Source organism: Microbispora sp. NPDC004025 (assembly GCF_053604425.1).
Genome location: NZ_JBSGHN010000012.1, coordinates 39,059 through 52,898 on the forward strand (window position 1 = coordinate 39,059; position 13,840 = coordinate 52,898).

The 13,840-nt window shown below is 74.1% G+C and carries 14 protein-coding genes; 7 read left to right on the forward strand and 7 right to left on the reverse strand.

The window, feature by feature from the left end:
- Positions 1–10: 10 nt before the first annotated feature.
- The 5 genes from ACWEQG_RS26615 to ACWEQG_RS26635 are packed head-to-tail and all read left to right on the forward strand — an operon-like array spanning position 11 to position 4,997.
- Positions 11–403 carry a GntR family transcriptional regulator gene (locus ACWEQG_RS26615; RefSeq protein ID WP_452288706.1) on the forward strand — a complete coding sequence of 131 codons (393 nt, stop codon included), beginning with the start codon at positions 11–13 and terminating at the stop codon, positions 401–403.
- Complete coding sequence (locus ACWEQG_RS26620; protein ID WP_452288708.1) at positions 400–1,290, forward strand: ABC transporter ATP-binding protein; 891 nt, start codon at positions 400–402, stop codon at positions 1,288–1,290. Before ACWEQG_RS26615 ends, ACWEQG_RS26620 begins: the two co-directional genes overlap by 4 nt.
- Entirely contained in the window at positions 1,287–2,348 is a 1,062-nt protein-coding gene (locus ACWEQG_RS26625) for an ABC transporter permease (protein WP_452288710.1), read from the forward strand. Before ACWEQG_RS26620 ends, ACWEQG_RS26625 begins: the two co-directional genes overlap by 4 nt.
- The gene (locus ACWEQG_RS26630) at positions 2,345–3,769 is read left to right on the forward strand and encodes a S41 family peptidase (RefSeq protein WP_452288712.1); all 1,425 of its coding nucleotides are present in this window, start codon (positions 2,345–2,347) and stop codon (positions 3,767–3,769) included. Before ACWEQG_RS26625 ends, ACWEQG_RS26630 begins: the two co-directional genes overlap by 4 nt.
- Positions 3,770–3,806: 37 nt before the next feature.
- On the forward strand, positions 3,807–4,997 hold the full coding sequence (locus ACWEQG_RS26635; RefSeq protein WP_452288714.1) for an alpha/beta hydrolase family protein: 1,191 nt from the start codon (positions 3,807–3,809) through the stop codon (positions 4,995–4,997).
- 19 nt (positions 4,998–5,016) lie between these two features.
- On the opposite strand, the gene ACWEQG_RS26640 is transcribed toward ACWEQG_RS26635, so the two are convergent.
- The 3 genes from ACWEQG_RS26640 to ACWEQG_RS26650 all read right to left on the reverse strand — a co-directional run bounded on the left by ACWEQG_RS26640 (position 5,017) and on the right by ACWEQG_RS26650 (position 7,837).
- Positions 5,017–5,973, reverse strand: a complete 957-nt coding sequence (locus ACWEQG_RS26640) for a phosphotransferase family protein (RefSeq protein ID WP_452288716.1) — start codon at positions 5,971–5,973, stop codon at positions 5,017–5,019.
- Positions 5,974–6,065: 92 nt separating this feature from the next.
- On the reverse strand, positions 6,066–6,950 hold the full coding sequence (locus ACWEQG_RS26645) for a fructosamine kinase family protein (RefSeq protein ID WP_452288718.1): 885 nt from the start codon (positions 6,948–6,950) through the stop codon (positions 6,066–6,068).
- Between the two features lie 74 nt (positions 6,951–7,024).
- Positions 7,025–7,837, reverse strand: a complete 813-nt coding sequence (locus tag ACWEQG_RS26650; protein ID WP_452288720.1) for a putative protein N(5)-glutamine methyltransferase — start codon at positions 7,835–7,837, stop codon at positions 7,025–7,027.
- A gap of 415 nt (positions 7,838–8,252) precedes the next feature.
- On the opposite strand from ACWEQG_RS26650, the gene ACWEQG_RS26655 reads away from it, so the two are divergent.
- The gene (locus ACWEQG_RS26655) at positions 8,253–9,326 is read left to right on the forward strand and encodes a TRM11 family SAM-dependent methyltransferase (protein ID WP_452288722.1); all 1,074 of its coding nucleotides are present in this window, start codon (positions 8,253–8,255) and stop codon (positions 9,324–9,326) included.
- A 29-nt stretch (positions 9,327–9,355) separates the two neighbouring features.
- Here the strand turns inward: ACWEQG_RS26655 and ACWEQG_RS26660 are convergent, their stop codons facing one another.
- Positions 9,356–10,762, reverse strand: coding sequence for an MFS transporter (locus tag ACWEQG_RS26660; RefSeq protein WP_452288724.1), 1,407 nt, complete (start codon positions 10,760–10,762; stop codon positions 9,356–9,358).
- The gene (locus ACWEQG_RS26665) at positions 10,759–11,400 is read right to left on the reverse strand and encodes a TetR/AcrR family transcriptional regulator (protein WP_452288726.1); all 642 of its coding nucleotides are present in this window, start codon (positions 11,398–11,400) and stop codon (positions 10,759–10,761) included. Before ACWEQG_RS26665 ends, ACWEQG_RS26660 begins: the two co-directional genes overlap by 4 nt.
- Positions 11,401–11,510: 110 nt before the next feature.
- Between ACWEQG_RS26665 and ACWEQG_RS26670 the strand changes: the two genes are divergently transcribed.
- Positions 11,511–12,338: an MOSC domain-containing protein gene (locus ACWEQG_RS26670; RefSeq protein ID WP_452288727.1), complete on the forward strand. Its 828-nt coding sequence runs from the start codon at positions 11,511–11,513 to the stop codon at positions 12,336–12,338.
- Between the two features lie 142 nt (positions 12,339–12,480).
- Here ACWEQG_RS26670 and ACWEQG_RS26675 read toward each other — a convergent pair whose 3' ends face one another.
- Both ACWEQG_RS26675 and ACWEQG_RS26680 read right to left on the reverse strand, forming a co-directional pair.
- Positions 12,481–13,071 (reverse strand): DinB family protein, encoded by a 591-nt coding sequence (locus tag ACWEQG_RS26675; RefSeq protein ID WP_452288729.1) that lies wholly within the window; start codon positions 13,069–13,071, stop codon positions 12,481–12,483.
- A gap of 146 nt (positions 13,072–13,217) precedes the next feature.
- Positions 13,218–13,748: a hypothetical protein gene (locus ACWEQG_RS26680; RefSeq protein WP_452288731.1), complete on the reverse strand. Its 531-nt coding sequence runs from the start codon at positions 13,746–13,748 to the stop codon at positions 13,218–13,220.
- Positions 13,749–13,840 lie beyond the last annotated feature (92 nt).

Genomic DNA, 13,840 nt, shown 5'->3' on the forward strand with positions numbered 1-13,840 from the left:
AGAGGTTGTGGTGATCGAGTTCTACCTGGACGGCAGGTCCGGTCTCTCGCCGTACCTGCAGCTCGTCCAGCAGGTGCGGCACGCGCTGCGGCTGGGCCTGCTGCGTGAAGGCGATCAGCTTCCCACCGTCAAGGACGTGGTGGCGCGGTTGGCGATCAACCCCAACACCGTGCTCAAGGCCTACCGGGAGCTCGAGCACGAGGGCCTGGTGGCCGCCCGGCCGGGCGTCGGGACGTTCGTGACCAGGACCCTGGCGGACGCCTCGCTGGCGGCGCACGGCCGGCTGCGGCAGGACCTGCGCCGCTGGCTCGCCAAGGCGCGTCTGGCCGGCCTCGACGACGAGAGCATCGAGGCCCTGTTCATGACCACCTTCCGGACCGCCGCTCAGGAGGACATCGCGTGACCGCTGTCCTGCAGGCCCGCGACCTGGGCAAGAAGTACGGCAAGCGATGGGCGCTGCGCGACTGCGGCGTCGACATCCCGGCCGGCCATGTCGTCGGGCTGGTGGGCCCCAACGGCGCCGGCAAGACCACCCTGCTCAAGCTGGCCGCCGGGCAGCTGACGCCGACCTCGGGAAGCATCACCGTGCTCGGCGGCCGTCCCACGGGAGATTCGGCGCAACTGGCCCGGATCGGATTCGTCGCCCAGGACGCCCCCGTCTACGCGGGCCTGAGCGTCGGCGACCATCTGCGGCTGGGCGGCCGGCTCAATCCCGGCTGGGACGCCGCGCTCGCCCGAGATCGGATCACACGGCTCGGTCTCGATCCACGGCGCCGGGCGGGCAAGCTGTCGGGCGGGCAGCGCGCCCAGCTGGCCCTCACCCTGGGCCTGGCCAAACGGCCCGAGCTGCTGATCCTGGACGAGCCGGTCGCCGCGCTCGACCCGCTGGCCCGCCGCGAGTTCCTGCAGGGCCTGATGGAGGCCGTCGCCGAGCACGGGCTCAGCGTCGTGCTCTCCTCCCATCTGGTCGCCGACCTGGAAAGGACCTGCGACTACCTGATCGTGCTGGCCGGCTCGCGCGTGCAGGTGGCGGGGGAGACCGAGGAACTGCTGGCCACCCACCATCGGCTCACCGGCCCGCGCCGCGACCCCGGCCGCCTGCCCGCCGGCCGGCATGTCGTGTCCGCCAGTCACACCGACCGGCAGAGCACGTACATCATCCGCACCGGCGCCCCGATCCACGACCCCGCCTGGAGCGTCAGCCAGGTCACCCTGGAAGACCTCGTCCTGGCCTACATGGACCAGCCCGCCCCCGCCCCCCTCAGATCGGTCCTGGAGGTCGAGCGATGATCTGGCTGACCTGGCGACAGTTCCGCGGCGCGGCCGCGACGACGGTCGCCGCGCTCGTCGCGCTCGCCGCCGCCCTGGTGCTGACCGGCCCCGGCCTGGCCTCCGGCTACTCCGCCGGGATCACCGCGTGCACCCGGGACGGCGACTGCGCGCGCTTCTTCGACCGGTTCTTCGACGACTACCAGACGCCGTTCACGGCCGTCACCGTCATCGTGCTGATCTTTCCGGCCCTGGCCGGTCTCTTCTGGGGGGCGCCGCTCGTCAGCCGGGAACTGGAGGCCGGCACGCACCTGCTCGTGTGGAACCAGAGCATCACCCGCACCCGCTGGCTGGCGGTCAAGCTCGCGTTCACCGGCCTGGCCGCCGTCGCCGCCGCCGGACTGTGCAGCCTCGCGGTGACCTGGTGGTCCGGCCCCCTGGACAAGTCCGCCGCCCCGGGCTTCACGCTGATGGATCCCCTGGTGTTCGGCGCGCGCGGCGTCGTTCCCATGGCGTACGCGGCATTCGCCTTCGTGCTCGGGGTGACCACGGGCATGCTCATCCGCCGTACCGTGCCCGCGATGGCCGTCACCCTGGCCGTCTTCGCCGCGGTGCAGATCGCCGTGCCGCTGGTGGTCCGGCCTCATCTGCTGCCGCCGGTCAGCTCGTCCTTCGAGCTCGGTCCGGAGAACGTGGACTCCTTCAACATGTCCCGCGACGAGCGATTCCCGCGAGTGATCCTGGATTCGGCGATCCCCGGCCACACGGGCGCCTGGGTCCTGTCCAGCCGCCTGGTCGATCCGTCCGGACGCGCGATCGGCTCCGGCGCCGCCGGCGCCGTGGTCCGGGTGTCGGTGACGTCGGGGCCCTGCGCGCCGTCCGAACAGGCGCGACAGGCGGGAGGCGGCATGGACGCCTGCCTCGCCGAGATCAACCGGCTGGGCTACCGGCAGCAGGCGACCTACCAGCCGTTCGGCCGTTTCTGGCCGCTCCAGTGGATCGAGACCGCGATCTACGCGCTCCTCGCCGCCGGGCTGACCGGGCTCTGCTTCCGGTGGATCCGCAGGCGCCTGTCATGACCGCCAAGCCGATGGCGGCCGGACTCGCGCTCCTCCTGGCGGCCGCCTGCACCACGACGCCGCCGCGTTCCCAGCCCGGCACGGCGGCCGCGGGCGCGAGATCCGTCTGCGCCGAGCCCCAGGGGCCTGCGCCCCCGGAGACGCCCACCACGATCGACGTCGTCGAGCAGGCGTACTTCTGCATCCTCGCCGGCTACTACGGCGGGGCCACGCTCGACGCCCGCGCACTGCTGACCGCGGGATTCGCCGCCTTCGCCCGGGAGCTCGACCGCGGCGGGCGCGACCTGCCCGAGGCCACCATGCCGGCGCTGACCGGTGACCGCCGCGCCGACTGGGACGCGTTCGAGACGGCCTACCGGCGGGTCATCGCGAAGCTGCCGGACGACGCGGACCTGCGGGGGAAGCTCGCCGCCGCCACCCTGCAGGCGATCGTGGCCGCTCTGGGCGACGACCACGCCCGCTGGACGCACGGCGGCGGGCGGCCCCCCGACTTCTACGACGGCGACCAGTACGGCCTGGGCCTGCGCGTCAGCCTCGGCCCGGCCGCGGACCCCGGGACCGCCCCGCCGCCGCTGTTCGTCACCGCCGTCCTCGGCGGAGCGGCGAAGGCCGCCGGGTTGCGCCCCGGCGACGTCATCGAGTCGATCGACGGATCGGCGCCCTACATCGGAGGGCAGGCCGTTCCGGCCGCCGTCGCCGCGCTGTATCCGCGATACCCGCAAGCCCGGCCGGTCCGGGTCCAGGTGATGCGGCAGACGAGCGGCCGGCGCCGGACGGTCACGTTGAAACCGGGCCTGTACCAGCCCGACCCGGCCACCCTGCCAGTGGTCACACCGAAGCTGCTGCGCGACCGCATCGCCTACGTACGGCTGAGCGGTTTCGCGCCCGACTCCGCGGACCGGGTCTTCCGGGCGGTCTCCAGGCTGGGCGCGGGCCGCACGCTCACCGGCCTCGTGCTCGACCTGCGCGGCAACGGCGGCGGCAGCCCCGCCGAGGCGAACCGGCTGCTGAGCGGGTTCGCCCACGACCGGGTCACGGCCTACCTGTGCGCGGCGGACGGCACGTGCGACCCCATGCGGACCGACGACGGCGTCGCGCTGCTCGGCCTGCCGCTGGTGGTGCTCACCGACCACGGCTGCGCCTCGGCCTGCGAACACTTCAGCTCCGCCGTCAAGGACCTTCGTCTCGGCCGGCTGGTCGGGACGCGGACCGCGGGCGCCGTCTCGGGCCCGGCGCAGGCGTACCTCCTCGGCGACAACACCATCCTGGCGTTCCCGTCGAAGCACCACTTGGCGCCCAACCGTGAGGTGATCGACCGGGTCGGTGTGGCGCCCGACCACTACGTGCCGCTGACCCCGAAGGACGCCGCCGCCGGGCGCGACCCCGCGCTGGCCGAGGCGCTGACCTTGCTGCACCACTGACGATCCGACGGGTCGCCGAGAAAGGACGGGCCGCTCCATGAGTCATGCCGTCAAGCACCTGGCGGTCGCCGGGCTGGTCGTCCTGGCCGCGGCCGCCTGCGTCGCGCCGGCCCCGCCCAGGACCGTCGCCGCCCCCGCCACCGCCCCGGGGGCCGCGCCCACCGGTCCCGCCGCACTGCCCGCGCCCACCGGTCCCCGGCCGGTCGGCGCGACCACCCTGTATCTGAAGGACACCTCCCGCTCCGACCCCTGGGTGCCCGAAGTGAAGGTCAGGGAGCTCATGGTCACCGTGTGGTACCCGGCTCGGCCGGGGGAGGGGCGGCGGGCCCCCTACATGACCGCGAAGGAGTCCGAGCTCACGCTGAGGGGCAAGAAGGTGACCGGCGTGCCGTACGACGTGCTGAGCCGCACCCGCACCAACGCCGTCGAAGACGCGGAACCGGCCGGGCGCACCGGCGGCCTGCCCCTGGTGGTGCTGTCCCCCGGGTTCACCATGCCTCGCGGCACGCTCACGGCGCTGGCCGAGGAGCTGGCCAGCAGGGGATATGTGGTGGCCGGCGTCGACCACACCTACGAGAACTACGCGACGACCTTTCCCGGCGGGCGGGTCGCCGAATGCGTCGCGTGCGACAGCGACACCGACCCCGGTTTCGGCACGAAGGTGGCCGGGGTCCGCGCGGCCGACGTCTCCTTCGTGATCGACCGGCTGACCGGGCTAGGCGGGACGTGGGAGGGCTCCTCCCTGATCGACCCGTCCGAGATCGCGGTGGCCGGCCAATCGATCGGCGGAGCCGGCGCCCTGGCGGCCATGGTGAAGGACTCCCGGATAGACGCTGGAATCGACATGGACGGCACCACCTACGCCCGGATCCCGAAGAGCGGACTGTCGCGGCCGTTCCTGTTCATGGGCTCGGCCGGTCACCTGCCCGCGGGCCGCGACAACTCCTGGGACCGCGACTGGAGGCTCCTTACCGGCTGGAAACGCTGGCTCGTCCTGCCCGGCGCGGACCACCAGTCCTTCACCGACGTGCCGCTCCTGGCGGGCGCTCTCGGCCTCGCCGTCCCCGGCGACCTGACCGCGGCCCGCTCCGCAGAGATCACCCGCGCGTACGTCCGTGCCTTCCTCGACCGGCACCTGCGGCACCGGCCGCAGTCCCTGCTGGACGGGCCGTCGCCACGCTACCCCGAGGTGCGGTTCTGCACTCCGGGCGGCGGGGCCTGCCGGTAGCGCGGCGGGACGTGCGGCCCTACAGGGCCCACCAGTGCGTGGCCAGGAGGTCGAGGGTGGGCCGCGGCGGCGCGGGCAACCGGGTCAGATACCAGGCGAGGCTGCTGTACCGGTGCAGCAGGGCATAGGCCAGCAGCCGCCTGCTCAGTTCCTCGCCCAGGTCGCGGTCGCGGTAGCCGTACGCGAGGAGCAGGCGGCGCAGGATCCCGCCCTCGCCGCAGGACAGGAACAGCCCCACCGACGCGAACTCGTACTCCCGCGCGCCCCGCATCGCCGGTTCGAAGTCGAACAGGCCCGACAGCCGCCAGCCGTCGCCGTCGCGCACGACCATCAGGTGCTCGCGCATCACCTCCGTGTGCAGCAGCACCGGCGCGGACGGCGTGAGCTCGACGCTGTCGAGGAAGTCCGGGATCTGCGCCAGCCAGGCCTCCTCCAGCCCGTCGGCGCGGTGGTGCGCCACGCACGCGTCCCGTCGGGTACGGAGGAAGCCGTCCCAGTCGTGCGGCCCCACGACCGCGTCGAGGCCGGGGGAGGACACCGAGTGGAGCGCGGCGAGCGTCTCGCCCACGGCGGCGGCGAGCTCCACCCGGTCGTCGCGGGGGATGCGCGGCCAGGCCTCGGCGAGGCTCTCCCCGGGCAGGCGGGTCATCAGGATGTAGCTCCAGCCGTCGAGATGCTCCGCCTCCAGCACCCGCGGCGTCGCGATCGGCAGGCGTCCCTCGACGGCCCGCAGGACGGTCAGCTCCGTGTCGTACTCCTCGGGCAGGTAGACCTCGGGGTAGAGCTTGAGCACGTGCCGGTCGCCCACGGCGTAGACCGGCAGCGACCCGCCGGCGAAGCGCTCCACGGGTTCGCCGCCGAGCCCGAGATGTCTCAGCAGGGCGGAGACGGCCGGGCCGAGACGGGACTCGTCCCGCCGGACGGCCACGAACTGCTCCTGGGACTCGGCCGGCGGAAGCCGCACGTCGGAAAGCACGGCCCGACGATAGACGAGAGCCCCGGGAGCCGATCAACCGGTTTATCTCCTCCCGGAAACCGGCCGATGCCCTCGGCCGGTTTCAGCTGATCTCACGGCCGCTTGCGGAACGGGGCGAGGGTGGCGCGCACGAGGTCGGCGGCACCCCAGTCGGGGTCGAACTGGGCGATCACGGCCAAATGCTGGCGTAGCTGGATGATCGGCATGCGTTCGCGCCAGTCGCGGTCGAGCCCGGTCAGCTCGGCGTACAGCTCGAAGAACACGTGCGCCTCGGGCGGCGGCGCCGTCGTCCAGAGGTGGGCCAGGTCGACCTCGGCCCACATGTACGACACGGCCGGGTCGATCAGCGCGGGCCGCCCATCGGGGGTGGCCATGACGTTCTGCGCCCACAGGTCGCCGTGCGTCAGGCATGCGGGCCTGACCGGCAGCAGCTCGGGCAGCCGGTCGCACAGCCGCTCCAGCGCCACCCGGTCCGCGGTGTCGAGCGCCTCCCGGACGCGGGGCTCACCGAGCCAGCGCAGCAGACGGTGCTGGGCGAAGAACGCGAACCCGTCGTCGTTCCAGGTGTTGACCTGCCGGCGACGGCCCAGCCAGTTGTTCCGGCGCCAGCCGAACCGGGGGTGCCGAGTGGTGGTGTGCAGGCGGGCGAGCGCATGCGCCAGCCGCACCCAGAAGGCCTCGGTGCCCGGCCGGGGCCGCAGCGTGGACAGCACGAGCAGGTCGCGGTCGGCCAGGATGATCTCGGGCGTGGCGACGCCGCCGGCCTCGCGCAGCACGGTCAGCCCTTCGGCCTCCGCCGCGAAGGCGTCGTCCGACGGCGGCTCGCCGAACGCCTTGACGAACACCGGCGTGCCGTCACCGCGGCGCGCGAGCCCCGCGGTCGCGGCGAGGCCTCCGGTGGCCGGCTCGACCGCGACGACGTCGGTCAGGCCGGCCGCGTGCAGGCGTTCCAGCAGCAAAGACGTCGTTTCTGTCACGGAATGCGCTCCTCTGCTCCCCGACGCCCCGGACGAGGGCCCCGAAGTGGATCAACCGATTATCCCCACGGCCGTCATGTGCGCGCGCCGCCCGGCCAGGTGCCGATCACGGCGGTCGCGTCCAGCTCGTCGTCGTGTGTCAGCCGGGCGGCCAGCCCGGCACGGGCGACGGCCTCGGCGGTCTGCTCCGCCTGGCTCTCGCTCGTCTCCACCAGCAGGTGGCCGCCCGGCGCGAGCCAGCCGGCCGCCCCGGCGACGACCCGCCGTACGACGTCGAGCCCGTCCGCGCCGCCGTCGAGCGCGACCTGCGGTTCGTGCACGCGCGCCTCCGGCGGCAGCAGCCCGATCGCGCCGGTCGGCACGTACGGCGGGCTGGCGACCAGGACGTCCACCCGGCCGCGCAGCGCGGTGGGCAGGGCCGCGTAGAGGTCGCCCTCGTACACGGTGCCGGCCACCCTGCCGCCCGCCGGGGCGAGGTTGCGGCGGGCACAGCGTACGGCGGCGGGGTCGACGTCCACGGCGTGCAGCTCGACCGGCCCGGCGACGGCCGCCAGCGCCGCGCCCATCGCACCCGAGCCGCAGCACAGGTCGACGACGACGGCGCCCGGCCGGGCGAGCGCGGCGGCCTGGCGGACCAGGAACTCGGTGCGCGGCCGGGGCACGAAGACCCCCGGGTCGACGGCCAGCCGCAGACCGCAGAACTCGGCCCACCCGATGACGTGCTCCAATGGCAGGCCGCGGACGCGCCGGTCCACCATGTCGTCGAGCTCGGCGGGCGTACGCGCGGCGGAGACCAGCAGACGGGCCTCGTCTTCGGCGAAAACGCACCCCGCGGCCCGCAACCGGGCCACGACCGAGGAGAAAGCGGGGGAGAGGGACAGTGACAAGGGAGAACCTTCCGGTGTGCCGAGGGCGCTCCCGTGGTCGCCTGCCTCTACGCGACCGGACGTGCGGGGAGAGGGGAGCACCCGACCTGTTCAGCGGTAATGGGGCTCACCTCCTCGTGTCGTCGCCGCCGTGACCGGCACCCTACACCAGAGCGCCCGCCCAGCGGCACGGGGCGGGGCGGGGCCCGAGCAAAGACGTTGATCGAGGGGTTCGCGCGGTCCTAGGATCGCGACCGTGACGTTCACGTTCTTCTTCCACCTCCGCTAGCCGCCGTCGGCGAAGCGAGGCCCTGCCCGTCGCCGACGAGGCGGGACGGCGACGTGCCGTCCCGGGCCGACGCGGGAGAACAACGATCACGATGCGCGTTCGCGCTGTCACTTTCCCCGCTCCGCGTCCCAGCGCTCCCACCGTCCCATGACGGCGGCGAGTCTGGTGGCGCGGTGCGTCCACGGGCTGGAGCCGACGGTCGCCGCCGAGATACTGCGGCACGGGCTCGGCATGATCACTCACATCGGGCATCGCGAGGTGCACTTCCGCGCGGCGCGGCCGCCCGCGTCGCGCGGTCTCGTACTGGGCCTGCGTACGGCGGACGACGTGTTCCTGCTGGCCGCGCGGGGCGCCGACATCGGCCCGTCGCGCACGGGGGTCGCCGCGCTGGCGGAGCTCGCCGCCGCCGCCGACCTCGCCGCCCTGACGCGGCTGCGCCGCGACCACGGCGGCCCCGGCGCGCTCACCGGCGTCGAGGTGTCGGCGTCGTTCCTGGGCAGGCGCAACTTCACGCGGTACGACGTGGAGGACGCGGTCGGGCAGGTTCTGGCCGCCCGGTTGGGGGTCGGCTACCACTCGCGGCGCGGTGGCGCGCCGCCGCCGGGTCACGGCGGCTGGCGGGTCACCCTCGACGGGGAGCAGGCCACGCTGCTGCTGCGCGTCGCCGAGCGCCCGCTGCACCGGCGGGCCTACAAGCGGCGGTCCGTCCCGGGGACCCTGCATCCCCCGCTCGCCGCCGCCATGGTGGCCATGGCCGGCATCGAATCCGGTGACACGGTCCTCGATCCCTGCTGCGGCGCCGGCACCCTGCTGGTGGAGGCGGCGCGGCAACGGCCGGGCATCCGCGCCTGCGGATTCGACCTGGCCGGACGGGCGGTGGCGGCGGCGAGGGAGAACGCCGCGGGGCTGCCCGTCGCCGTGACCCGGGCCGACGCCGGCCGCCTGCCGGTGCCGGACGGCGTCGCCCACCGCGTGCTGGCGAACCCGCCCTGGGGTGGTCAGGTGGCCCCGGGCGGTCTGCTCGCCGCGTCCGCCGGACGCTGGTGGGCGGAGATGCGCCGCGTGCTCGCGCCCGGCGGGACCGCCGTGGTCCTGCTGCCCGGCGTCGGCGAGGTGCCGCTGGGCATCCGTCACGGCCTCACGCCCGTGCACCTGCAACGCGTACGGGTCGCCGGGGCGGAGTCGTTCCTGGTCCGATGGACCGCGCCACGGCCGGGCTGAGGGGCACCCGCGTTGCCGGGCCGCCGCCTTCAGGAAGCGGGCGCGTCTCCTGCCGCTCCGGCCGGTTCGGGGGAGGAGCGCGGGGCGGGCCCGGCGGGCAGGAGCGCGGCCGGCAACAGGCCGAGGGCGGCGAGCCCCGCCATGACCGGCAGCGTGAGGCCGGACCCCGGCGCGCCCGCCGCGACGGGCGCGTCGAGGGCCGTCGCCCCGGCGGCCACCGCGATGCCCAGGCTGGGGCCGATGTTCATCACGGTCTGCTTGAGCCCGCCGACGACTCCGGCGTACCCGGCCGGGGCGTCGCCGACGACGGTCCCGGTAGCGGTGACCATCACGGCCGCGAATCCCGCCCCCACGAGGGCGAACGCGACGCCGGTGGCCGCCCAGGGGCCGCCGGCGCCGAGCCCGGACCCGCCCGCGACGCCCACGACGGCCAGAGCGGTCCCGGTGACCGCCGTACGGCGCGGGCCGTACCGGCGCAGGGCGGCGGCCGCCGCGGGCGCGCCGAGGACCATGACCACCGTGACCGGAAGCAGCCGTAGACCCGTCGTGAGCGGATCGAGCCCGAGCCGTTCCTGCAGCACGAAGGTGGCGGCGAACAGCGCGCCGAACACCCCGCTCGTGACGGCCAGCAGGAGCAGCAACGACGCGGCCACCGGCATCGACCGGACGACCGCGGCGGGCACGATCGGATGCGCCGCGCGGCGCTCGTGCGCGACGAACACGGCGGCCAGGCCCGCGACGGCGAGTAGCCCGAGCAGCGTCGGCGCCGCGGCCCAGCCGTGGACGGGCACGCCCGCCAGCGTGTGCACGCCCATCGCGAGCGTGCCCGCGAGCAGCGCCGCGCCGGTCAGGTCCAGGCGCGAGTGCGCGGGCCGTTCGGGTGCGGGTGCCCGTACGGCGAGGGTGAGCGCGGCGATCAGGACGGCGGCCGGGATGTTGAGCACGAAGACGGTGCGCCAGCCGAGCTCCGCCACGACGACGCCGCCCAGGACCGGCCCGGCCGCGCCGGCCACGCCGATGGCGCTGGTGCGTACGGCGATCGCCGTGCCGAGCCGGTCGGCCGGATACGCGAGCCGCAGCAGCGCGAGCGTCGCCGGCTGAACGAGCGCGCCGAAAACGCCCTGGACGACCCGAAGGCCGATCACCCAGCCGGCGGTCGGCGCGAGCGCGATGCCGGCCGAGGCGGCCGCGAAACCGAGCACACCGGCGACCAGCAGGCGCCGATGGCCGTACCGGTCGCCGAGCCTGCCCGCGATGACGAGCAGCGCGGCCACCGCGACCATGTAACCGGTGCTGGTCCACTGCACCTGGGTGACGCTCGCGGCGAGGTCGCGCCGCAGGCTCGGCTGCGCCACGACCAGCACCGTGCCGTCCAGTGCGACGATCATCGCGGCTGCGGCGCTGACCACCAGCGCCAGGTGGCTGCGCGCGGTCATGAGGCGACGGGCCCGAGATGGGCGTCCAGCGCCTCGGCGACCAGCCGGTCGAGGCGTTCCGCGCCGGGCGGGCCGCCGGCGCCGAGGACGAGCTGCAGGCTGCCCCACGTCCACAACTGGGCGATCCCGTGCAGGTTCGCCCAGAAGGCGGCGGCGGTCACCGCGGGGTCCTCCGGGGGGCCGGCGTCCCGGCGCTGTTTCTCGCGCTGTTGTTCCCGGCACCGGGCGACCAGCGTGGTCAGGCGCTCGAACAGCGGGAGTGTGGACTCGCGCAGCCTCGGCCCGTCCGCGCCGTGCCGGTCGCTGTCGAGCAGCTCGTGGCGGAACATCAGCTCGAACATGCCCCGGCACTCCAGCGCGTAGCCGACGTACTCCCGCGCGAACACCTGGAGCTGTTCGCGCGGTGCGGTCAGCCCGGCCATCGCCGCGGCGAACCGCGCCTCGAGGTCGGCGAAGCCCCGGCGGGCGATGGCCGACAGCAGAGAGTGGTGCGTGGGGAAGTACCGGCGCGGAGCCCCGTGCGACACCCCGGCCCGGCGGGCGATCTCCCGCAGTCCCAGCGCGGCGGTGCCCTCGGTCAGCACGAGCTGCACCCCCACCTCCACGAGCCGCTCCCGCAAAGAACCCGCATCGTCCATAGACAGTGTCTACCAAGAATCGGTAGACAGTGTCTACTAGTTTGTGGTCTCTGTCGAAATGTAGGAGTTCCAGGCTTTCGAGGAGTCCTCGCCGGACGTACGCTGACGGCGTGGAGCTGGCCGAGATCCGTAGATATCCGGTGAAGTCGGTTTCTGGGTGGATTGTTGACTCGGCGGTCGTGGAGCCGTGGGGGCTGGCGGGGGATCGCCGCTGGGCCGTGGTGGACGAGTCGGGCAACCTTCACTGGGTCGGGGAGAACCCGCGGCTGCTGTCCGTCGTGGCCACCCCCACCGCCGAGGGCGGCCTGCTGCTCGATGCCCCCGGCCTGCCGCAGCTGAAGGTCCCCCCGGCCACCGGCCGGCACGTCCCCGTCCACTTCGTGGAACTCGACACGGCGGTCCTCGCCAATCCCGAGGCCAACGCCTGGTTCAGCCGCCTGTTGGGGAAGCCCGCCCACCTCGTCTGGCTCGACGACCCCCGCCGCTGCTCCGTCCCGGCCTCCCACGGCGGCCTCCCCGGCGACGTCGTCAGCTTCGCCGGGGACGCCCCCTTCCTGCTCGCCTCCCGTTCCTCCCTTCGCCGGCTCGACGACTGGATCGCCGAGGGCGCACTCGAACGGCAGGAGGAGGTCCCCGCCCCTCTCGACATGGCCCGCTTCCGCCCCAGCCTCGTCGTGGACGGCTTCGCCCCTTACGCCGAGGACACCTGGCGTGAGATCCGCATCGGCGCCCTCCGCTTCCGCATGTCCGAACTGTGCGACCGCTGCGCCGTGCCCACCTACGACCCCACCACCCTGGAGAAGGGCAAGGAACCCCTGCGCACACTGGCCCGCCACCGCCACTGGGACGGCAGGACCTGGTTCGGTGTCCGCTTCATCCCCCGCGACTACGGCGAGATCCGAGTCGGCGACCCGGTGACGGTCCTCGCCACCGCATGACCCGGCGGCGTGGACCTCAAGAGGATCACGCGGAAGCGCGAGCGGTATCGCGGCCGAGCGCCGGCGCACACCGCCGGCCGGGTACCAGGTCGCGGGGGACCCGCCGCGGCCGTGCTCACGGCGGGTTCGCCCCCGCCCGTGATCAGCCTTCGCCGGCTTCCCGCGCCGTCTGCTCCAGACGGTTGCGGTAGCCCTCCCACCACGCCTGATCGCCGTGGGGCAGGTTGAGGTTCCCGTTCCGCATCCCGGCGGTGCCGTCGATGAGTTCCCTGACGATGTCGGCGTGACCGGCGTGCCGGTTGGTCTCCGCGATCACGTGCACCAGGATCTGGTGCAGCGTCGCCGTGCTCCGTTCGTCCGGCCACCACGGGACATGACCGGTCGCGTCGAGCGCCAGCGTGGCGATGGTGGTGTCGGAGTGCTGCCAGACCCGGCGGTACAACCCGACGATGTGGTCGCGCGACTCGTCCGCGGTCGCCCACATGTCCGCGTTGTCTTCCGCGTCGTCCTCCATCCACTCCAGCCGTTCGCCGAACGGCCGCCCGAACGTGTCGCCGAAGTAGCCCACTTCGACCCCGGCGAGGTGTTTGACGAGTCCCAGCAGATTGGTGCCGGTCGGGGTCAGCGGGCGGCGGATCTGATAATCGGAGAGCCCGTCGAGCTTCCACAACAGGGCGTCGCGGGCGGTCTGCAGATAGCGGTGGAGGTCCGTCTTCGGTTCCGGTGTAGCCATGCCGGGGAGTTTGTCAGCGGCGCCGGCGGCCCGCACCGGCTTTTCCCCCCGGCCGGTGCCGTACGGTCCGCGGGGAGGCCCTCCCCGGACAGGGAAACCCCGCCCCGGTGGGGACCGGGACGGGGCGTGCCCAGCGCGGCGGGGCCTCAGGTGATGGTCAGCGTCGTCACCCCCGTCGCTCCGGTGAGGCCGGTGGTGAGGCACATCAGCAGGTTCGGCTGGGGGAGGGCGATGAGCTGCACCGCGGACCGGCCGGTGAACGGACCCGAGGTGACGGTGCCGGTGAACGTGGTGACGACCTGCCCGGCCACACCGGTGCTGCTGCCGGTGCCCTCGATGACGCTGGCCTCCCCGGTGTTCCAGGTGATGGTCCGCGCGGCCGTGAAGCCGTCGAAGAGGTCGTTGCAGCCGGCGAGGATGGTGAACCGCTCGTCGTACGATCCGCTCGTCACATCGCCTCCGCCCAGGCAGGAGGTGAACCGGCCGGCGGTGGTGATCTCGAAGTCGCGGGGCTGGAAGAGCACTCCGGGGTTGTAGGCGACGGACTCGGTCCCCTGGCACTGCACGAGCGCGAGCGGCCGGGCCCGCGCCGGGCTCGCGGTGACCGGCGCCACCACGCCGAGGGCGGCTACGGCGGCAAGGGCGAGCGAGCGCGCCCGGGATCTCCAGTCGGGCAAGGCTGTCTCCTCGTGTCGAGCCGCGGGGGGGCGGGGCGGGCCCGGGGGGGGGGGGGGCCGGCGGACGGGGACGGCAGGGAGGGAGAGGGGCG